Here is a 22299-nt window from a genome sequence, read left to right on the forward strand (position 1 = left end):
GCCCGCTATTTTACTGCTTCACGATGCTTGCCGACTTGATGACGATAGGCATGACGGGCACGTTCTGGTTGCCGCGCACGTCGTCGACCATCACGCCCTTGATTTTATCGACCACGTCCTGGCCGGAAATGACCTTGCCGAACACGGTGTAGCCGAAGCCGTCGCGGCCCGGATAGTCGAGATTGGTGTTTTCGGCGACGTTGATGAAGAACTGCGAGGTGGCCGAATTCGGGTCCTGGGTGCGCGCCATGGCGACCGAGTAGGGCACGTTCAGCAAGCCATTCTTGGCTTCGTTCTGGACCGGTTTATTGGTACGGCGCGGCAGCATCTTTTCATCCATGCCGCCGCCCTGGATCATGAAGTCGTTGATGACGCGGTGGAAAATCAATCCCTTGTAATGGCCGCTTTTCACGTACTGGAGGAAATTGGCGACGGTTTTCGGGGCTTTTTCCTGGTCCAGTTCAAGGACGATTTCGCCCATGCTGGTCTTGAGCGAGACGTGCGGCGTATCGCTTGCCAGCACGGCGGTACTGAGGGTCAGGCCGCAGAACAGGGTGAGGAAACGGGCTACCAGGGGCATGCGGAACAATAACGAATCTTGCATTTGAAATCCTTGACGTGAGGTGCTTGTTGTTATATGGCGGAGAGGCTGTCAAGCCTTTACCGTAAAAATAAACCTGATCCATATGCGGCCAGCCGGGATTTTAACAATGCTATACTTTGGACAGAACGTCCCATTCTATCAAAGAAGAACAAGACAGAGGGCTCCGACGATCTCGATGCAAACTACGCCTGACCGGCGCGCGCCCACTGCGGCGATCGCGCCCGGTTGTCGTTTTGCCCGGGCGCGGCGCCCGCTGTAACGAGTAAGAATCCGATGAGCCAATTAAAGATCTACAACACGCTTGCGCGTGAAAAGCAGGTATTCACCCCGATCGAGCCCGGCAAAGCCGGCATGTACGTGTGCGGGATGACGATCTACGACTACTGCCATATCGGCCATGCGCGCATGATGATGGCGTTCGACGTCATCTACCGCTGGCTCAAGGTATCGGGCTACCAGGTCACGTATGTTCGCAACATTACCGATATCGAAGACAAGATCATCAAACGCGCCGTCGAAAACGGCGAGTCGATTTTCTCGTTGACCTCGCGCTTCGAAAAGTACATGGACGAAGATACCGCGGCGCTCGGCATTTTGCCGCCCGACGTGGTGCCGCACGCAACCGCCTATGTGCCGCAGATGCTGTCGATCATCGCCCAGCTCGAACAGAAGGGCCTGGCCTACAAGTCCGAGGATGGCGACGTGAATTACGCGGTGCGCAATTTCCCCGGCTACGGCAAGCTTTCCGGCAAGTCGCTCGACGATTTGCGCGCGGGCGAACGGGTCGATATCAATACCGGCAAGCGCGATCCGCTCGACTTCGTGCTGTGGAAGGCGTCCAAGGAATCCGAGCCGGACGAAGTCAAATGGGATTCGGCCTGGGGCAGCGGGCGTCCGGGCTGGCATATTGAATGCTCGGCCATGTCGTGCGCGACCCTGGGCCAGCACTTCGACATCCACGGCGGCGGTGCCGACCTGCAATTCCCGCACCACGAGAACGAGATCGCCCAGTCCGAAGGCGCGTTCGGCCATCCGATGGCCAACTACTGGGTGCACAACGGCTTCGTGCGCGTGGTCGACGAAGAGACCCAGGTCGCCGTCAAGATGTCCAAGTCGCTGAATAATTTCTTCACCATCCGCGACGTGCTCAAGCTGTACGACGCCGAAGTGATCCGCTTCTTTATCTTGCGCGGACATTACCGCAGCCCGCTGAACTACGGCGTGGCCAACCTCGAGGATGGCAAGTCCGCCCTGACCCGCCTGTACACGGCGCTGGCCGGCATCGATACCGGCGCCGCGCTGGAAGTCGACTGGAACGAAGCCTACGCCATCCGCTTTCGCGAAGCGATGGACGACGACTTCAACACGCCGATCGCGATCGCCGTGCTGTTCGATCTCGCCACGGAGCTCAACAAGAGCAAGTCGGTCGAGCTGGCGCGCCAGTTCAAGGCGCTGGCGGCGGTACTGGGTTTACTCGAACGGACGCCGCAGGCATTCCTGCAAGCCGGCGGCGAGGAGGGCGGCCTGGACGAAGCGGCCATCCTGGCGGCCATCGCCAAGCGCAGCGAGGCGAAAAAAGCACGCAACTTCGCCGAGTCCGACAGCATTCGCGCCGGGTTGCTGGCGGCCGGCATCGTCCTCGAGGACAAGCCGGACGGCACGACCAACTGGCGCCGCGCATGATGGCGCCAACCAAGGAAACGGCGGGGGCCACCCCGCCGCCGCTGGAGGTGCCTGAGTACTGGGAGCAAGCCAAGATCGAACTCATGAAGCGCGACCGCATCATGAAAAAGCTGATCCCGCAGTTCGGCGACCTGCACCTGGTCGGCCACGGCGATCCGTTTACGACCCTGGCGCGTTCCGTGGTGGGCCAGCAAGTGACCACCAGGGCCGCCGACGCGGCCTGGAACAAGCTGCTCACGGCCTGTCCCAAGATCACGCCGGCCCAGGTGATCAAGGCCGGCGCCGAGCAATTGTCGGCATGCGGACTGTCCAAGCGCAAGACCGAATACATCCTCGACCTGGCCGACCATTTCAAGGCCAAGCGCGTGCACGCCAACCAGTGGGCCGAGATGGATGACGAAGCCGTCATCGCCGAGCTGGTGCAGATTCGCGGCATCGGACGCTGGACAGCGGAGATGTTTCTGATTTTTAATCTGCTGCGTCCGAATGTCTTGCCGCTGGACGATCCCGGCCTGATTCAAGGTATCAGCCAGAACTACTTTTCCGGCGAACCGGTATCGCGCAGCGATGCGCGCGAGGTGTCGGCCAATTGGGAGCCGTGGAGAACGGTCGCTACGTGGTATTTGTGGCGTAGCCTCGATCCGGTTCCGGTAGAATAGCGCCTGAAGTGGCCGTGCGGTGGGGTATGCTGCGGCCAGAATTTACCCGGAGGTATCATGATTAAACAAACTTTCCTCAGTTTTGAGCAGCCAATTGCAGAGCTTGATGCCAAAATTGAAGAGCTGCGCTTCGTCCAGGACGATTCGGCGGTCGACATCTCCGAAGAAATCGACCGTCTGGCCAAGAAGAGCCAGCAACTGACCAAAGATATCTACGCCAAGCTCACGCCATGGCAGGTGTCGCAGATTGCGCGCCATCAGCAACGTCCGTACACCATGGACTACGTGAACGAAATCTTTACCGACTTCCACGAACTGCACGGCGACCGCACCTATGCGGACGACCTGTCGATCGTCGGCGGCCTGGCCCGCTTCAACGGACAGGCCTGCATGGTCATCGGCCACCAGAAGGGGCGCGATACCAAGGAGCGCGCGCTGCGCAACTTCGGCATGCCCAAGCCCGAAGGCTACCGCAAGGCCATGCGCCTGATGAAGCTGGCCGAAAAATTCGGCTTGCCGATCTTCACCTTCGTCGACACCCCGGGCGCATTCCCCGGCATCGATGCCGAAGAGCGCGGCCAGTCCGAAGCCATCGGCCACAATCTGTACGTGATGGCCGAACTCAAGGTGCCGCTGATCGCCACCATCATCGGCGAAGGCGGCTCCGGCGGCGCGCTGGCGATTGCCGTGGGCGATGCCGTGCTGATGCTGCAATACGCGACCTACTCGGTGATCTCGCCGGAAGGCTGCGCATCGATCCTCTGGAAAACCTCCGAGCGCGCCTCCGACGCTGCCGATGCGCTGGGCCTGACCGCGCACCGCCTGAAAGCGATGGGCCTGATCGACAAGATCATCAACGAACCGCTGGGCGGCGCCCACCGCGATCCGAAGGGCATGGCCGTGATGCTCAAGCGCGCGCTGGCCGACACCCTGCGCCAGTTCCACGGCATGAAGACCAAGGATCTGATCGAAGCGCGTCACAACAAGTTGATGAGCTACGGCAAATTCAAAGAAACGACGCCGGCCGAAGAGTGAACCAGACCACCAACGCAGCGCTTGCAGCGCAGTTTGCGCAGGCGCTTGACGCGTTGCGTGCACAAGGCGGGGCCATGGCGCCATCGGTGGCCATCGCCTACAGCGGCGGGCTCGATTCCTCGGCCCTGCTGCACCTGGCGGCGCAGTACGCGTCCGCCAGCGATATTGCCCTGTTTGCTTTCCACGTCCACCACGGCATCAGCCCCAACGCCGATGCCTGGCTGACGCATTGCGAAGCGGCCTGCGCCGCTCTGGGCGTGCGGTTCGCCGCGCGCCGCGTGGTGCTGGAAAAGACCAAATCCGGCGTCGAAGCGGCCGCGCGCAAGCTGCGCTACGCCACCCTGGGCGCCCTGTGCGCCGAACATGGCGTGCGCCTGATGCTGACCGCCCACCATCTCGACGACCAGGCCGAAACCGTGCTGCTGCAACTGCTGCGCGGCTCCGGCACGGCCGGCCTGTCCGGCATGGACGCGGCCAACGCCGCGCCTGAGTTGCTGGGCAACCCGGACCTGGTGATGGCGCGCCCCTTGCTGCCGGTCTCGCGCCAGCAGCTCGAAGCCTACGTGGCCGCGCATGGCATCGCCTGCGTCGAGGACGAATCGAATACCCATCCGCGCTATGCGCGCAATGCCTTGCGCCACCAGGTGATGCCGGCATTGGCCACCGCCTTTCCCGGCTACCAGGAACGCTTTGCGCGCAGCGCCGCGCACGCGCAGTCGGCCCAGCGCCTGTTGACCGAACTGGCCGTGCAAGACCTGGCCGGCTGCCTGGTCGACGCTTGCATCGACGTCGCCCGAATGCGCGCGATGAGCCTGGACCGCGCCTACAATATGCTGCGCTACTGGTTCGGCCTGCGCGCGCTGCGCATGCCGTCCACCGCCTGGCTGACCGAAATGGTGACCCAGCTGGTCGAAGCGCGCCACGACGCCCAGCTGCTGGTGACGCACCCCGACTGCCACATCCGGCGCCACCGCGACCTTCTGCACATCACGCCCAAGCTGGCCGACCTGGCCGGCCAGCGCGATCCGGACGACGAGGGCGTTTTCGTCAAGGAAGGCGAGCGCTTCACCTGGACCGGAGAAGCGAGCATGGCCTTTCCGGCCTACGGCGGGGTGCTGCATTTCGACGCGGCGCAGCAGGGCTTCGAGGCTGGCTGGCTGCGCGCCCAGCCCTTGCAAATCGACTTCCGCAAGGGCGGCGAGCGCCTCAAACCGGCCGCCAACCGGCCCACCCGTCCGCTCAAGTACCACTATCAGGCTTGCAACGTGCCCGCCTGGGAGCGCGAGCGCTTGCCGGTTGTGACCAGCGGCAAGGATTTACTGTTCGCGGCCGGCATCGGCATGGATTGCCATCACTTCGGTTCCGCCCCGGCGTCCCTGCTCAGCCTGCGCTGGGAAGCGCGCCCGGCCTGACGACTACGCAGAAACGTAATTTCGATATAGCAATAACGTATAGGTTTGGCCGCCGACTGCCTTGTTTTTCTGCATCGCAGCATGTAGAGTAAAGCCCTCCTTTTTCATTAACCGAGCGGAAACTTCACTCTTATGGCTTTAATCGTCCACAAATATGGCGGAACGTCGATGGGCTCGACCGACCGCATCAAGAACGTTGCGGCACGCGTCGCCAAGTGGCATGACGCGGGGCACCAGATTATTGTTGTGCCTTCGGCAATGTCCGGCGAAACCAATCGCCTGATCGGCCTGGCAAAACAATTGATGGACCAGCCTGATCCGCGCGAACTGGACATGATTGCCTCCACCGGTGAACAGGTTTCGGTCGGCTTGCTGGCGATGGCCTTGCTGGCGATCGGCAAGCCGGCTGTCTCGTACGCCGGCTGGCAAGTCGCGATCAAGACCGACTCGGCCTTCACCAAGGCGCGCATCGAATCGATCGACGATGTCAAGGTCAAGGCTGACCTCGATGCCGGCAAGATCGTGATCATCACCGGTTTTCAGGGTGTCGATGCGAACGGCAACATCGCCACGCTCGGCCGCGGCGGCTCGGATACCTCGGCCGTGGCGATCGCGGCGGCGATGAAGGCCCAGGAATGCCTGATCTACACCGACGTCGACGGCGTCTACACGACCGACCCGCGCGTGGTGTCGGAAGCGCGCCGCCTGAAGACCATTACGTTTGAAGAAATGCTGGAGCTGGCCTCGCTGGGCTCGAAAGTGCTGCAGAGCCGTTCCGTCGAATTCGCTGGCAATTACCGCGTGCCGACCCGCGTCTTGTCGTCGCTGACCGATCCCCTGATGCCGCTCGAAGAAGAAGCCAACTCGGGCACCCTGATTTCGTTTGAGGAAGATACAAATATGGAACAAGCTGTCATCTCCGGCATCGCATTCAACCGCGACGAAGCCAAAATCACCATCCTGGGCGTGCCGGACAAGCCGGGCGTGGCGTACCACATCCTGGGGCCGGTGGCCGATGCCAACATCGAAGTCGACATGATCATCCAGAACCAGTCGGTGGAAGGCAAGACCGACTTCACGTTCACGGTCTCGCGCGGCGAATATGTGAAGGCGATGGGCGTGCTCGAAGGCGTCAAGACCGATATCGGCGCGGCCAGCATTTCGGGCGACGCCAAGGTGTCGAAAGTGTCGGTGGTCGGCGTGGGCATGCGCAGCCACGTGGGCGTGGCGTCGCAGATGTTCCGCACCTTGTCGGAAGAGGGCATCAACATCCTGATGATCTCGACTTCGGAGATCAAGATCTCGGTGCTGATCGATGAAAAGTACATGGAACTGGCCGTGCGCGCCCTGCATAAAGCGTTTGATTTGGAAAAAGCATAATATTTCCAAAAAGTGGATGCGCATCATTGCAAAATCCACGCCCAGCCGGTATGATCTTGGTCTTCTGATCTGGTGAAACCTACTGGGCAGAATGGAGATGTGGCCGAGTGGCCGAAGGCACGTCCCTGCTAAGGACGCATATGGGGTAACCTGTATCGTGAGTTCGAATCTCACCATCTCCGCCAGAATCCTGTCCAGCTTGCTGCTGGACTGTCAAAAAACCCGCAGCGCTCGTCATGAGACTGCGGGTTTTTGTTTTTGTTTGCCTGCACGCCCCGGCGAAGCGTTAATTTTTTCGGTGCGGAAGGTGCCGCAGCCCTGTTCGCCGCCGCGGGAATCCGGTATGATCTTGATCTTCTGGCTTAGCAAGATTGTGTAGGCCAGGATGGAGACGTGGCCGAGTGGCCGAAGGCACGTCCCTGCTAAGGACGCATATGGGGTAACCTGTATCGTGAGTTCGAATCTCACCGTCTCCGCCAAAATTCTGTCCGGGTTGCTCCCGGACTGACAAAAAACCCGCAGCGCTCGTCATGAGACTGCGGGTTTTTTGTTTTTAAGGTCCAGCTTTGCCCAGCTGTGTCTTCTCCACTTGGGGGCATGTTTGGGGGCCTATTCCGTGCCCCCAAAAGCCCATGCCCCCAAAATTTCATGCCCCCACGATCATGGCTAAGCGAATTGCCCCTTTGACTGACCTGGCTATCCGAAACGCCAAGCAGGGGGAGAAGTCACTGAAGCTGAAGGAGCATTGGATCGTCTCCACACCTTCGTCATCAAATTTGTGCGGGTCTCCTGCGAACCTCACGGCATTGATTTCCCCGCCCGCTGGGCTTTGAACGCTTAGCCCGCTTAGTCCGCTTAGCCCCCCCAGGTAGGCCGAAAATTTCGGAATCGACGTGAAATATGCACCGTAACTAGACATTTGAATTCAACATGATTAATGTTCAACGTTCCGGAATGCATGTATTTTTTAATATTTAATTTAACTGAAGTACGGCGCCGGAATCACCGTAAAGAGGTGGAATTTAACCTGATGGGCGCGCTACGGCGTTGCGCCTCGTTTGTGTGGCCAATTCTGCTACGACGAACAACGCCGCCAGGGCGCCGAACAAGTGTGCAATCGACCCTGTAGCGCTCTCACCCAACTGGTGAACGGTATCGAAGCAGCGAAAGTCAATGCTCATGCGGATCTCCAGGTGGAAGCGCTTCGATATTGAGCGGTCAACTGCCGTTTCTAGCTTAAAAGATCTCGAACAGGCTGTTAGACAGTAGCGCAGTGCAATTGTAGCGGTACGGATCGTGCAGGCGTGATGACGCATTGCCAAGGGAACTTCCAGTAAAAACATGTGCAGCCGCTATTGCCGCTGCACCAAATAGAGGGCAGGTGCATGGATTTTCGTCTCAGCAGCGAGCAGCAAGAAACTGTTTCACACATCCATCGTTTTGCCCGCGACGTGTTGTCCGCCTCGGCCAGCGAACGCATCGCGTCTTCCCATTTCGACCGCAACAAGTGGGCGCAGGCGTCAGAGATCGGCCTGGCCGGTTTGCCCTTGCCTGAAGAGTGGGGCGGTTCCGGCTTTGGTGCGCTCGATACCATGCTCGCGGTGGAGGCGCTCGGCAAGGGTTGCGTCGACATGGGGCTGGTGTTCTCCTTGTGTGCACACATGTTCGCTTGCGCTGTGCCGCTGTGGCGCCATGGTTCGCGCGAGCTGCACGAGCGCTACCTGTCTGGCATGGCGAAAGGCAGCCTGATTGCCGCCAATGCGATCACCGAGCCCGGCTCCGGTTCCGACGCATTCGCCATGCGCAGCAGCGCGCGGCGCGACGGCGAGCACTACATCCTCAACGGCGAAAAATGTTTCGTCACCAATGCGCCGGTGGCCGATGCCTTCCTGCTGTATGCGAAGACCGATGCGCACCAATCCTATTTCGGCATCAGCGCCTTTTTGATCCCGCGCGGAACGCATGGCCTCACAGTCACTACCGGTGAGCGCAAGTCGGGCCTGTGCACCTCGCCCTGGGGCAGCGTCCATTTGGACGACTGCAGAGTACCCGCATGGGCGCGCGTGGGCGAAGAAGGCGCGGGCGCGACCATCTTCCATGACTCCATGATCTGGGAGCGCGGCTGCCTGTTTGCCGCCTATGTCGGCGCGATGGATCGCGTGCTTGAGCAATGCGTCACGCATGCGCGCGAACGTCAGCAGTTCGGCCGTCCGATAGGACACAACCAGGCGGTGTCGGACCGGCTGGTCGACTTCAAGCTGCGCCTGGAAACATCGCGCCTGCTGCTGTACCGCGCCGGCTGGCTCTATGACCAGGGCCTGCCGCATGAAGAGGCGATCGCACAAAGCAAGCTGTGGGTGTCCGAGTGCGCGGTGCAATGTGGGCTGGACGCGGTACAGATCTTTGGTGGCGCCGGTGTCTGCAGCGAGACCGGCATCGATCGCTTGCTGCTGGATGCACTGCCGGCGCGCATCTTCTCCGGCACCAATGAAATACAGCGCGAGTTCATCGCACGGCACATGGGGCTGCGTTAGCCCGACTCATTCGGATTCGCATACGCGCCGGACACATCGCTTGTCCGTGGCTGGTTGTAATCCAACGGTCTTGCAAAGCTGGCTTTTTGAAGGCAGCTGTTCAACCCAGGAAAAGGTAGAGACAGAAAATGACAACGCAGAAAAAGTTCCCCAGCAAGGATTATGAAAAAGGTGCAGCGGCCATTCCCGGTGCGGACGATAGCGGTGTACGGGAAGGCGAAGCGGTCGGCGCTTGCGACGTGGTGGTGGTCGGCGGCGGGCTGTCCGGCCTCGTGGCAGCCTGGAAGCTTGCTGGCCATAGCGTGCTGGTGCTGGAGCGGGAGAGCACGGTGGGCGGCGCGGCGCGCAGCGGGCAGCGCGGTGAACTACGCTTCGCCACAGCAGGCAGCTGCTTCCAGGAGCCGGTGCCCGGTTCGGACACGGCGCAATTGCTGAGCGGGCTCGGCTTGTCCAATGCATGGCGCTCCACCGGCGACAGTCAATTCGTGCTGTTCAACACACGCCATCTGCTGCGCGGTCTGGGGGAGGTCACGCTGGGGCTGCTGAAGCAGCCGAAGGAGTTGCTGAACCCGGCGATGTATGGACTGACATGCAACCTGCTTGGCGCCGCATTGCGCGGCAAGAAATTCATCGCGGCGCCGAAGAAGCTGGGCGATCCGGTGTTTGCGGAACTATATGCCTACCTGCAGCGCTTCTGCAAGGATGGCGGCAAGTATCCGGCGCTACCGTGGCAACCCGGATGCGGCTGGACGCGCGAGGAGATGGAGCAGTTCGACTCGGTGTCGCTGGCCGAACTATTGTTCGATGAGAAAGTGCGTGCGCGGCTGCCAACGGCGCTGGTGCCGGATGCGAAGTTCGGCCCGCTGGTGCGCGATGCGGTCGAGACGACCCTGAAAGTGGAATGCCTGTCGGTGGCGGATGTGTCCGCCTATGTCGGGCTGCACTTCCTGGTCGGCTACTTGTATGGCACGCTGGTGACCTTCCCCGGCGGGAACGGTTATCTCAGCGAACGTCTGCAGGCGGCGTTGCGCGAGCGTGGCAACTGCCGTATTGCAACCGGTGCGCGCGTGCAGACGGTTGCGCGTGATGGCGAACGGTACCGCATCACCTTTGAACGTGGCGGCGTGCAGAGCGAGGTCAGCGCCGGCGCGGTGGTGTGGGCCGCGCCCAAGCATGCAGCACTGGATGCGGTCTCCGGTTTGCCGGCGCAGCAGCAGCATGCGATCCGTCAGATCGAGCACCGCGACTACTGCATCGCCAACGTCTACCTGCGCAACGCTGCCTGGACTGACTACTTCGGCGGCTATGTGATCGAAGGAGATACCGCCGCCGCTGCGCCGCTGGCTTGGTGCCGCAGCAGCGTGTGCGTGGTCGCCAACTGGCTGGACCGCGACAACGGTAAGAAAGCCGGTGTGCTGACCTTGCTGAAGCCGGTGGCGGACCGGCTCAACCAGGGCAAACTCGGCAAGACAGATTTTGCGCAGCTGCAGCAGGCGACCTTGCAAGAAGTGTCGGAAATGCTGCAGGCGAAGGGACTATCCACTGACGAGGTGGAAGACATCCGGATCTGGCGTTGGCCGCGGGCCTTGGTGGTCGCTTCGCGCGGGCAAATGAAAGCCGATTTGTTTGTGCAGGCGTCGCAGCCGGTGGGTGGGGTTTCCTTTGCGAACCAGGACAGCGTCGGCATCGGCAACCTGGAGAGCGCAGTGAGCGCAGGGTTCGCTGCGGCACAACAGGCGCAGGCATACCTGCAGCGCACGGCGGCCGAGACGATGGCGGCGCAAGCACTGCCTTCCGGCCTGCATGTGATGGAAATTGCCGGCAACCCTGCGGCCGGCGTGCAGCGTTTCGGCGGCAAGGCCAACTCGCTCAATACCTTGATCGGCGCCGGCTTCCCGGTGCCACGCGCCTATTGCGTGACGGTCGATGCCTGTCATGCTTTTTTGCAGGCATCCGGATTGGCGGCCTGGATCGACGGCATGGACAAGGTCGACCGCGACACCTGCGCCGACATCCGCGCACGCATTGCGCAAGCGCCATTGCCGCCCGCGCTGCAGGAGGCGATCGTCGCCGCCTATCGCGAACTCGGTAGCGGCCGGGTCGCGGTGCGATCTTCCGCCGTCAATGAAGACGGCGATGCACAATCATTTGCAGGCCAGTACGACACCTTCCTGCACGTGGAGGGCGAGAGCGCGCTGCTCGATTGCGTGAAACGTTGCTGGGCGTCGCTGTGGAACGAACGCGCGCTTGCCTACCAGGGGCGCAAGCGGGCCGACGGCGGCATCGCGGTGGTGATCCAGCAGATGATCGTGGCCGATGCTGCCGGCGTGCTGTTCACCGCCGACCCGATCAGCGGCGATGCCGGACGCACGGTGATTGAATCTTGCTGGGGATTGGGCGAGGGCGTGGTGTCGGGCCAGGCGAGCACCGATACCTATGTGGTGGACAGCGACAGTCATGCGCTGATGGAACGTATTGTCCGGGCCAAGCCAGTAATGTGTGCGCGCACTGCAGATGGCGTCGCGATGCAGGAGGTGCCCCCGCAATTCGTTGATCAGCCTAGCCTGAGCGATATGCAGGCATCCGAACTGGCGGCCTGTGCCGCACGCATTCGCCGCCATTACGGCTGCGAACTGGATATCGAATGGGCACTGAAGGATGACAGTATCTGGATACTGCAGGCGCGGCCGATCACGGTGACTGCTTCCAGCGCCGCCAAGCAGTACGGCGACGAGCAGGAAACCAATCAGCAGGTGCGCGACAACACGATGTTTTCGCGCATGGACACCGGCGAAATCCTGACCGGGCTGATGACGCCGCTTGGACTGTCCTTCACCCGCTTCTACCAGCACCACGTGCACGGCCCGGCAGTGAAGACCATGGGCTTGCTCGACATCGGCAGTTCGCAGTATTACGTCGGCTACCTGCAGGGTCATGTATACCTGAACATCTCCGCATCGGCGCGGCTGCTGACGCAATGCCCTCCCACGCACGAGCCGATGAAGTTCACGCGGCGCTACGCGACAGCCGACGTCGACTTCACGCACTACAAAAATCCCTACGGCGAACCGGTGTCCGGGTTCCAATTCTTCAAGAGCAGCCTCTACTGGCTGGGATGCCAGGTGCACAATTTGGCCACTGCCGGCGGCACGGTGAACAAGATGATCGCCTTGCGCCAGCGCGAAACCGAGCGCTTCGGCAAGCTGGATCTCGAGAAGATGAGCCTGCCGCAGCTCAATGCCGAACTGGAGCGCATCGACCGCTACTTCCTCGAATCCTGTGCGGCCTACATGCCGTTCTTCCTGCAATCGTTCGCGCTGTACGATGCGCTGGCGGAGCTGTGCGAGAAGTGGCTGGGGAACGAAGGAAAAGGGCTGCAGAACCGCATCAAGGCATCGATGAACAGCCTGCGTACCATCGAGGTGACGCGTGGCGTGTGCGAACTGGCAGCGTGCGTCGAGCGCTTGCCGGTGCTGCGCACACTGTTCCTGGAGACGCCGCTGGAGCAGTTGGCGGATAACTTGCAGCAGCATGCGGAGGGGCGCCGTTTCTGGAACGAACATTTTGGCGCCTTCCTCGCGGAGTTCGGTTCGCGTGGCCGCCAGGAATTCGAACTGAGCATTCCGCGCTGGAACGACGATCCGACCTATCTGCTGCAAATCATCCGTCTGTACCTGACCAGCGATGTGCAGCTTGAATCGCGTCTGGCGACGATCGACAAGGCGCGCGAAGAAGACACGCGGCAGTTGCTGGACAAACTGCCGCTCAAGGCAAGGATGACATTCCGCTTCGTGATCGCCGCCTACGCGAAGATGGCGGAACGGCGCGAAGCGACGCGTCCGACCTACATCGCCGAGACCTGGTTCTACCGCAAAATCATCGTCGAGGTGCTGCGCCGCGTCGCGGCGGAGGGTGTGTCTGGCATACAGGACCTGCCGTACATCGATTTCAACGAATTGCGCGATTACGTGGCCGGGCGCAAAACGGCGCAGCAGGCATTTGCTGCGGAACTGATTGCGCGCAACCGTCAGCAGCATCTGCTCAATGAGCGCCTGCAGGAACCGCCAATGGCGCTGATCGGCGGCCATGTGCCGCGCCGCGACGCTCAGGTGTTGCTGGACGCGGCGCAGGGCGACCTGCTGCATGGCCTCGGCGCCAGCCCCGGCGTGGCGGTGGGGCGCGCCCGCGTGATCACCGACCTCAATCGCCAGGTGGGCGAATTCCGCCAGGGCGAAATTCTGGTGGCACGCTTTACCGATGCATCGTGGACGCCGCTGTTCGTGCTGGCGGCCGGGGTGGTCGCGGACATCGGCTCGGCCTTGTCGCACAGCTCCATCGTGTCGCGCGAGTTCGGTATTCCGGCGGTCGTCAATGCGAAGCAGGCGACCCAGACCATACGCACCGGCGACCTGATCTACCTCGACGGTGACGGCGGCGTGGTGCGCATCGAGGAACGCGTTGCCGATACCGACCAAGCGCTGGTCGAGCAGAGAGCGAGCGCATAAACATTCGGTAGTGATCTCCGCAGATTTCAATTTTCCACTAAAGGACAGAAATATGGATATGACGGCTATAGGCGTGGTTGTTGTCACGCGCCGCCGCGAGTTCTTTGAAACCGGTTTCAGTGTGTTGAACGATGTGCGCGGCGACGTATTCCAGCACGTGGAAATTGATGCCGACATCGACTATGCACCAGCGCAGTCGGTCTCGAACCCGGTATATCGCGAGGCGTGCGACAAGGCGGTGCGCTTCCTCGCCGCGCGTCAGGAACGCCTGGCGATCAAGGTGATCCAGGCCGACAGTCTGGAGGCGGCGTTCGGCAAGATTACCGCCACGCCCACGCAGGGCGGCTTCCAGGTTGGCATGCTGTTCATCGATTACGCCGATCCGCTGTACGATGGCATCAGCCCGCAAGAAATCGACGAACAGCTTGCCAGCTTCCACACGCGCCTGCAGGAGGCGGCGGTGCCGGCATTCTGCTCGTCGTTTTCGACGGCGGTATTTGCCTCGCCGCAAGAGAACCGCATCCGCTACCAGCCGATGGAATACATCGAATGCATCCTGCCGTCCGACAGGGCAGTGCTGCAGACGCAGTTGCTCTGCCTGTGGATGGATTTCCTCGAACACAGTTATGTCAATCGCCGCGCCAAGACCGACACACGCGGCCTGCGCAGGAATACGCTGGCCGCTTTCCTGACCGGCTTCCTGTCCGCGCGCGCCGGCAGTGACTGGCTCGGTTTTTACTTCACCGGTTCGCTGGTGTCGAATCTGATCACTTATTTTGACGTGGAAGCGAACCGGCTTGGCGCGCTGGTGCTACGTGGACCGAGCGAACACAGCCTGGCTTGCGGCGCGCTGGCCAACTGGCAGCTGTACAAGAAGCCGTTCGCAGTGATCGTTACCAGCGGCATGATCGACGAATTCCGGGGTACGCTCGCCAACCTGCGCGAGGCGCGCGCCAAGGGCTTCATCGTCTGCGCGGAAAACCGTGCCAGCCAGTGGTTTGCGTTCCAGGGCACGATTTCCCGCGACGAGGATACGCGTGCGGTGCTGCAGGCGCGCGGCATTGCTTATGTGTACATGGAAGACGCCGACAATATCGCGCAAGACCTTCGACGCGCGGTGGCGCTGTACGACGCAGGGCAGGGGCCGGTGGTGCTGTTGGCGACGCAGGCAGTGCTCGACGCCGGCGACGAACTCGATCCGGCGCTGTTTGCACCTGCGCTCAAGGAGTGCACGGCAGCGCCCGACGAGGCGATGCAGGATGTTTTGCAGGACGTGATGCAGATCATCAACCAAGGGCCGGAACGGCTGCTGTGGCAATGCGGGCCGATGGATGAGGAAGAACTGGCGTTGACCTTGTCGATCGCGGAGCGTGCCGGCATCGCGCTGACCGACTCGCTCACCCATCCCGGTTCGGTGCCGAAGTACCGCGACGGCAAGCGCATTCCAAATTACCTCGGCACGCTGGCAGTGTACGGCTACAGTCCGCGCGTGTACAACTACTTGCATACCAGGGACAAGCTCAATCCGCAGTCGCAGCAATGCCTGTTCTTCATGAAAAGCAAGCTTGGGCAGGTCAGTACGCCGTTTTCGGAAGGCCGGCTGATGCGCAAGCTGAGAATCGTGCAACTGACCCGCAACGGCGCCCACATGTCACCCTTTACCGACCATGGGCTGGTGATGGACTACCGTAGCTTCCTGCACCATGTGGAGCGCCACCTCGACGTCTCGCCGGCCTTGCGCGAACGCCGCTGCCGGCTGATGGCGTCGGTGGCGGACACGCCGTCGGATGTGGCAAGCAAACTGCCGTCGACACCGATGAGCCCGAACTATTTTTTCGCGCGCCTGAATCACCTGGTGGAAAAGCTGATCGTCGAGCGCGCTTACGACTACACCGGCTTGTACGACGTCGGCCGCTGCGGCATCTCGGCGATCCGCAATGTCGCGCGCACCCGGCGCGGCTTTTCCGGTTGGTACGGACGGGCGCTGATGGGTGATGCGCTGCAGGCCACGCTGAGCGTCGCGTACACCAGCGGCACCAACGTGGTCGCCTTCATCGGCGACGGCGCCAAGGGCCTGGTGCCCGACATTCTGCCGAGCTTTATCGAGAACGCGCTCAATTATCCGGACCGCATGCGCAAGAACTTCACCGTCTTCTACTTTATGAACGGCGGCCACTCGGTGATCAACACCTACCAGGAGCGCATCCTGTTCAACCGCACTTCGCGCCAGATGCGTCTGGTGAACCTGATGTCCGCGGACTGGGAAGAAGACATCTGCGGTCTGCAGGTCTGCGCGCGCACGCTCGACAGCTTCGACGCCGACATGCTGGCCGAGGCGCTGCAGAAGCCGGGGCGCATCAATCTGTTCTCGGTGGTGGTTGGGCATAACAACGAAGGCGACGGCATCAGCCTGGCGACGGCGACCGGATGGCAGCGCGATGCGATGCAGATTGAGCCGGCTGCCGTGGCGGAAGATGTGCCCTTGATCGTGTGACGACAGATAAGGCGTGCGCGGACGGGCTGCTTTCCCCTGCCAGGAGGAGGGGATAACGTGTGACGGCAGCTAAATTAATGAACCCCATCAGAAACAAGTATCAGGAAAAACAATGAAATTTGGATTCATCGCACATCCGACGTCGGTCGGACTCAAGCGTTACGTGAAGATGCTCGACCTGCTGCAGCGTCAATCGAAAGACCTGCAAAGCGGCTACCAACGTGACTTGTGGCGCCGCGAAAACATGGTTCCCTTCGTCGACTTCGGCCAGATCCGTTCCGCCACCGGCGCCACCTGCGAAGGCGTCGTGCACTACCTGCCGCTGACCGCTGATGAAATGCTGGCGTCGGCGCGCGAGGTGCAGGAACGCATCTTCGAAGGCATCGATACGCTCGGCAAACAGGGCGCACAGCTGGTCGGCCTGGGAGGCTTCACGTCCATCATCGGCAAGCGCGGCCTGGTCACCGCCGAGCGCGCCAGCCTGCCGGTCACCAGCGGCAATTCGCTCACGACCTATGCCGCTTACAAGGCCCTGCTGCAGGTGTTCGAATGGCTGCAACTACGCCCGCAGGAGGCACAGGTGGCGATTGTCGGTTACCCCGGCTCGATCTGCCTGTCTCTGGCGAAACTGTTGCTGGCGCAAGGCTGCCGCCTCGACCTGTTGTACCGCAGCGGCAGCGCCAGTCGGGATGAATTGCTGGAACACTTGCCGTCGAGATGGCATGCGCAGGTGACGCTGCGCGACAGCATCGACGACTGCTATGCGAACAACCGCATCTTCGCATCGGCTACCTCGTCCGGCGACGTGATCGACGAGGCGCGCCTGCTGCCGGGTTCGATCGTGGTCGATATTGCCTTGCCGCGCGATGCGGTCCGCAGCTCGCCGCCACGTACCGACACGCTGGTGATCGACGGCGGCTGCATGACCGCCTCGCCGCAGGTGAAGCTGGGCGGGGAATCATTGAACATGGCGATCAAGCAGCAGATCAACGGCTGCCTGACCGAGACCATGGTGCTGGCCCTGGAAGGGCGCGCCGAGTGCTTTTCCATCGGGCGCACGCTGGAGCCGGAAAAGGTGCTGGAGATCGGTGCGCTGGCTGAGCGCCACGGCTTTTACGCATTCCCGCTGGCGTCCTGGGGTGAGCGCATCAATGAGAAAATCATCAGCGGCCTGGCTCGTTATCACCGGCGCCAGGAGTCGGCTCCGGCACAGGCGGATGACGGCGAACAGCGTCGTACCCAGACGCTGCAGCGCTACCGCAGCCACATCAATCCAATGCTGGCCGACTTCCTCGGCATGCAGCGCTGCGATCATGTGTTCGATCGCGCCGAGCAATGCACGCTGACCGATACCGAAGGCCGGCAATTCCTCGACATGGTGTCCGGTTACGGTTGCCTGAACCTCGGCCACAATCCGCGCATCGTGACCGATGCGATCCAGAAGTTCCTGACCGATTCGACGCCCAACTTCGTGCAATACGTGTCCTTGCCGCAGGAGACCGCAAGGCTGGCCGAGCGCTTGTGCGCGATTGCGCCCGGCGAACTCGAGCGTGTGTTCTTCAGCAACTCCGGCACCGAAGCGGTGGAGGCGGCGCTGAAACTGGCGCGTGCCGCCACCGGCCGCACCCGCTTCGTGTACGCGCAAAACAGTTACCACGGCAAGACGCTGGGCGCCTTGTCGGTGACCGGCCGCGAAAAGCACAAGAAGCATTTCCGGCCGCTGGTGCCGGGCTGTGTCGGCGTCGCTTTCGGCGATCTCGAGGCATTGCGCAACGAATTGCTATCCGAAGAGGTGGCGGCCTATATTGTCGAACCGATCCAGGGCGAGGGTGGCGTCAAGATGCCGCCGGCCGGTTACCTGGCGGCGGCGCAAGAGATCTGCCGCCAGACCGGCACGCTGTTGATCGTCGACGAGATCCAGACCGGGCTGGGACGCACCGGCCGCATGTTCGCCAGCGAGTGGGAAGGACTTGAGCCGGACATTATGGTGCTGGCGAAATCGCTGTCGGGCGGCTTGATCCCGATCGGCGCCACGCTCAGCAGCGCGCAGGTATGGGATGCCGCCTACGGCACCATGGGCCGTTTCCTGCTGCACACATCCACCTTCGGTGGCTGCAACATCGCCGCGGTCGCCGGCCTGGCCGCGCTCGACGGCCTGCATCAGCAGGGTCTGGCCGAACGCGCGGACGAACTCGGCACCTACTTCAAGGCGGAGCTGGAAAAAGCCACCGAGCACTACCCGTTCATCGCCGAAGTGCGCGGGCGCGGCCTGATGCTCGGCATCCAGCTCGACAACGATTTCGCGGGCGCGGTGGAAGCCTGCGCACGCGAATTCGGCACGCGCCTGCCGGGCGACTGGCACCTGACCTACCGTTTCTTCCCCGATGAAGTGAAGCAGCACCTGGCCGATGCGATGAGCAAGATGGAAGAGTCGCTGGCCGAGATGTTCTGCATGCGCTTCGTCACCAAGCTCAGCAATGACCACGGCATCCTCACCTTCGTCACGGCCAATAGTTCGACCGTGATCCGCATCCAGCCGCCGCTGGTGATCAGCCGGGAAGAAATCGATCACTTCGTGCGTTCGTTCGCGACCGTCTGCGAAGAAATGTCCACCTTTTTAAATTAATGGGAACCGAAACATGGAAATGAATAAAGAGCAGATCGTTGACTTGATGATGGGATTTTTCAAGACCAAGACGATTACTGCCGCCCTGGAACTGAAAGTCTTCGACGCGCTGGAGCAAGGCCCGGCAACGGCAGAAGCCATTTGCGAGCACCGCAAGATTCCGCTGCAATCCGGCAAGCGCCTGCTGATCGCCTTGACTGCCATCGGCCTGCTGGCGAAGGAGGAGGATCATTTCAGCCTCACCAAGGCCGCGCGCGACTACATGGTGAGTGGTTCAGCGCAATGGCTGGGCTGGCTCGGCCGCCATATCGATACCTTCCTGTATCCGCTGTGGTCACATACGGCGCAAGGGGTGCATGAGGACAAGGATCAGCGTCAGGCGGCTTTCGGTGATGACCGCAGCTGGTTCAGCATCCTGTACCAGAACCCGCAGGATGTCGTTGATTTCCAGGAATTCCTCGGCATTTTCGCGCAACCCTTTATCGAGGGCATGCTGCAGGGATTCAATTTTTCCGGCTACAGCAAATTCATGGATATCGGCAGCGGCATCGGCACCTTGCCGATGGCTGTCGCTGCGCGCTATCCACAGCTTGGCCTGAGCATCTGCGAACTGCCGCAGGCGACCAGCTTCGTGCGCGACAAGATCGCCGAGCATGGTTATGCCGAGCGCATCAAGATCGTGGCGGGCGACGTCATCAGCGGCACCATCCCCAAGGGGGAACACGACCTGATTCATCTCGGCTGGATGCTGCACGACTATGCGCCGGACATCCAGATGCAGATCCTGCGTCACATCCACGAGGCGCTGCCGGCGGGCGGCACCTTCATCGCCAGCGAGACACCGTTGGCCGATGACGAAAGCGGCCCACTGTTCACGTCGCTGCTGTCGATCAACATGCTGGTGTCCACTGACGGCGGCATCGAATCGACCTGCGCGCAATACCTGCAACGCTTCACGGAAGCGGGCTTCGTCAATGCAAGGGTGCAGGCGATACCGGGGCCGCGCACCTTGTTCATCGGCGAAAAGCGGAAATGAGCGCGCCTGTCAGCAACCTGAAAACATCATCGAAGGAGAGGACACCATGTTAGGAAACAAGCTTCTCGCGTATATCGCGGAGAACTACCTCGGCGGCGAGTGCCAGCAGTTTGCGTTGGACACGCCCTTGCTGGAATTGAACATCATCGATTCCAGTGCCTTGTTCGATCTGGTCGACCTGCTGCGGCGGGAGGCCGGCGTGACGGTGCCTCTGAAGGAGGTGGTCCCGAGCAATTTCAAATCGGTGCAGCACATGCTCGATCTGGTCGAGCGCTTGCAAAGCGAAAGCCGGCCGGCACTGGCAGCGGCAGCGGGGGGAGCATGATGAACGAGCAGGTAATCGACCATATCGCAACGCCGGACGCAGGACTGCAGGCGTATGTGCTGGGCATGTTCCAAACCCACACCGGCTACGCACGCGCCGACCTCGTGCCGGATGCCGATTTCGAGAGCGATCTCGGGATCGACTCGGTGACGCTGGCCACAACCCTTGCGGAGCTTTACAAGGCGCTCGGCCTGCCCAGCCGGCAAAATCCGCAACAGACAAGCACGATTGCGCTGGTGCTGGCGCATATCGGGCAATGCCTGGAACAGGACGGAAAGACGCTTGCCTTGCCGCAGCGACCCTGCGTGCCGGAGCACGCAGCCGATGCGCTGACGACGGCGGTCATCGCCGCCTACAGCCGCCACACCGGTTACAAGCCGGGCGACCTCGCGCCGGATGCCGAGCTGGAGAGTGATCTCGGCATCGACTCCGTTACCCAGGCAGCCGTGTTGTCCGAGCTTCCCAAGTTGCTTGGGATGGCCGCCCTCACCTTTCCTCCAGGCTTGACCAGCATTGCACAGGTCATCGCGCATCTGCGCCCTCTGGTGCACCTGGACATGCTGGAACCGGCAGCTCCGGCAATGGCAGTGCCGCCGGCGACGGAAGAAAAGAAGTGGTCAGAGTTCATCGATAACCTCGCCCATGCTGACGCCAGCGCGCTTTCCGTGGCGGCGGAGCCGACAGCGGACGACGATCGTACGATGAGGGATTTCGTCCACATCCCGCATCGCGACCTGTTCCATAAGGCGCGCGAGTTCAATACCTTCTATCAGCGCAAGCAGCAAGAACAGTTGTACTGGTACGGCATGCCGCTGGAATCGCGCTGCAGCAACCGTGCGGTGATCTACGACGAGGTCAGCGGCAAGCGCCGGGAATTCCTGATGTTTGCGTCGAACAATTACCTGGGCCTGGCGAATCATCCGGAAGTGATCGAGGCGATCGTCAAGGGCGTGCGCGAATACGGTGCCACCAATACCGGTTGCCGCCTGATCGGCGGCACCAATGTGCTGCACATGGAACTGGAGCGCCGGCTGGCGAAGCTCAAGGGCAGGCAGGCATGTATCGTCTACCCGTCCGGCTATTCCGCCAACCTGGGTTGCATTTCCGCGCTGGCCGGGCAGAACGATCTGATCTTTACCGATGCGCTGAACCACATGAGCATCCAGGACGGCTGCAAGCTGGCCGGCGCAGCGCGCAAGATTTATCCGCACGACCTGGACGGACTGGAAAACATCCTTCAGAAATATGCCGACCACGACGGCGGCAAGCTGATCGTCACCGACGGCGTGTTCAGCATGCACGGCGATGTGGTCGACTTGCCGCGCCTGGTCGCGCTGGCGAAGCAATACGGTGCGCGGGTCCTGGTTGACGATGCCCATTCCACCGGTGTGCTCGGCCGCACCGGTTCGGGCACCACCGAGCATTTCGGCATGAAGGGCGCGGCGGACCTGGAAGTCGGCACCATGAGCAAGACCCTGGCTGGCGTCGGCGGCTTCGTTTGCGGCGACGAGGAGGTGGTCGATTACCTGCGTTTCTATTCGCATTCCTATGTGTTTGCAGCCACCATCCCGGCGGCGGTCGCGGCCGGCCTGATCGCCGCGATCGACGTGATGGAGCGCGAGCCGCAGCGCATCAGCAAGCTGTGGCGCAACGTCCATCACTTGCGCGGCCATTTGCTCGAAGCCGGGTTCGACCTTGAGAATTCCGCCAGCGCGATCCTCCCGGTGGTGGTCGGCGATGATCGCAAGACGCTGGAATTCGGACGCGCGGCGCGTGCACGCGGCTTGTATTGCCAGACCGTGGTGTTCCCCGGCGTCGCGGTCGGCGATGCGCGTTTGCGCATCAGCGTGAGCAGCGAGCACACGGCCGATGATCTGGATCAGGCGGCGCAGATACTGGTGGATGCGGCCAAGGAGGTGGGGGTGGAGGTGCGGGGCTAGGTGTTCAGGTGAAGGACTGACGGTTCCTCCCCCTCTGCAAGGGGGGGAGGTGGCGTATCCCGGATC

The 22299-nt window shown here is 61.7% G+C and carries 13 protein-coding genes and 2 tRNA genes; 14 read left to right on the forward strand and 1 reads right to left on the reverse strand.

Annotation, left to right across the window (positions count from 1 at the left end; genetic code table 11):
• Positions 1–10: 10 nt before the first annotated feature.
• On the reverse strand, positions 11–604 hold the full coding sequence (locus tag PO883_RS09255) for a peptidylprolyl isomerase (protein ID WP_289309500.1): 594 nt from the start codon (positions 602–604) through the stop codon (positions 11–13).
• 273 nt (positions 605–877) lie between these two features.
• Between PO883_RS09255 and cysS the strand changes: the two genes are divergently transcribed.
• From cysS to PO883_RS09325, 14 genes are all read left to right on the forward strand, one after another.
• Complete coding sequence (gene cysS / locus PO883_RS09260; RefSeq protein ID WP_289309501.1) at positions 878–2287, forward strand: cysteine--tRNA ligase; 1410 nt, start codon at positions 878–880, stop codon at positions 2285–2287.
• Positions 2287–2946 carry a DNA-3-methyladenine glycosylase gene (locus PO883_RS09265; RefSeq protein ID WP_289309564.1) on the forward strand — a complete coding sequence of 220 codons (660 nt, stop codon included), beginning with the start codon at positions 2287–2289 and terminating at the stop codon, positions 2944–2946. Before cysS ends, PO883_RS09265 begins: the two co-directional genes overlap by 1 nt.
• Positions 2947–3003: 57 nt before the next feature.
• Positions 3004–3981: an acetyl-CoA carboxylase carboxyltransferase subunit alpha gene (locus PO883_RS09270; RefSeq protein WP_167086724.1), complete on the forward strand. Its 978-nt coding sequence runs from the start codon at positions 3004–3006 to the stop codon at positions 3979–3981.
• A 74-nt stretch (positions 3982–4055) separates the two neighbouring features.
• Positions 4056–5393, forward strand: a complete 1338-nt coding sequence (gene tilS, locus PO883_RS09275; RefSeq protein ID WP_289309565.1) for a tRNA lysidine(34) synthetase TilS — start codon at positions 4056–4058, stop codon at positions 5391–5393.
• 132 nt (positions 5394–5525) lie between these two features.
• On the forward strand, positions 5526–6773 hold the full coding sequence (locus PO883_RS09280) for an aspartate kinase (RefSeq protein ID WP_167086725.1): 1248 nt from the start codon (positions 5526–5528) through the stop codon (positions 6771–6773).
• 93 nt (positions 6774–6866) lie between these two features.
• Positions 6867–6958, forward strand: a tRNA-Ser gene (locus PO883_RS09285).
• 202 nt (positions 6959–7160) lie between these two features.
• Positions 7161–7252, forward strand: a tRNA-Ser gene (locus tag PO883_RS09290).
• Between the two features lie 906 nt (positions 7253–8158).
• Positions 8159–9307 (forward strand): acyl-CoA dehydrogenase family protein, encoded by a 1149-nt coding sequence (locus PO883_RS09295; protein WP_289309502.1) that lies wholly within the window; start codon positions 8159–8161, stop codon positions 9305–9307.
• 128 nt (positions 9308–9435) lie between these two features.
• Complete coding sequence (locus PO883_RS09300; protein ID WP_289309503.1) at positions 9436–13812, forward strand: FAD-dependent oxidoreductase; 4377 nt, start codon at positions 9436–9438, stop codon at positions 13810–13812.
• A gap of 52 nt (positions 13813–13864) precedes the next feature.
• The gene (locus PO883_RS09305) at positions 13865–16306 is read left to right on the forward strand and encodes a decarboxylase (protein ID WP_289309504.1); all 2442 of its coding nucleotides are present in this window, start codon (positions 13865–13867) and stop codon (positions 16304–16306) included.
• Positions 16307–16418: 112 nt separating this feature from the next.
• Entirely contained in the window at positions 16419–18932 is a 2514-nt protein-coding gene (locus PO883_RS09310; protein WP_167084710.1) for an aminotransferase class III-fold pyridoxal phosphate-dependent enzyme, read from the forward strand.
• Positions 18933–18945: 13 nt separating this feature from the next.
• On the forward strand, positions 18946–19968 hold the full coding sequence (locus PO883_RS09315) for a methyltransferase (protein WP_289309505.1): 1023 nt from the start codon (positions 18946–18948) through the stop codon (positions 19966–19968).
• A 46-nt stretch (positions 19969–20014) separates the two neighbouring features.
• Entirely contained in the window at positions 20015–20293 is a 279-nt protein-coding gene (locus PO883_RS09320) for an acyl carrier protein (protein WP_167084706.1), read from the forward strand.
• Positions 20293–22233: an aminotransferase class I/II-fold pyridoxal phosphate-dependent enzyme gene (locus tag PO883_RS09325; RefSeq protein WP_289309506.1), complete on the forward strand. Its 1941-nt coding sequence runs from the start codon at positions 20293–20295 to the stop codon at positions 22231–22233. The genes PO883_RS09320 and PO883_RS09325 overlap by 1 nt, the downstream gene beginning before the upstream one ends.
• Positions 22234–22299 lie beyond the last annotated feature (66 nt).

The sequence above is a fragment of the Massilia sp. DJPM01 genome (assembly GCF_030348125.1).
GTDB classification, from domain to species: domain Bacteria; phylum Pseudomonadota; class Gammaproteobacteria; order Burkholderiales; family Burkholderiaceae_D; genus Telluria_A; species Telluria_A frigida.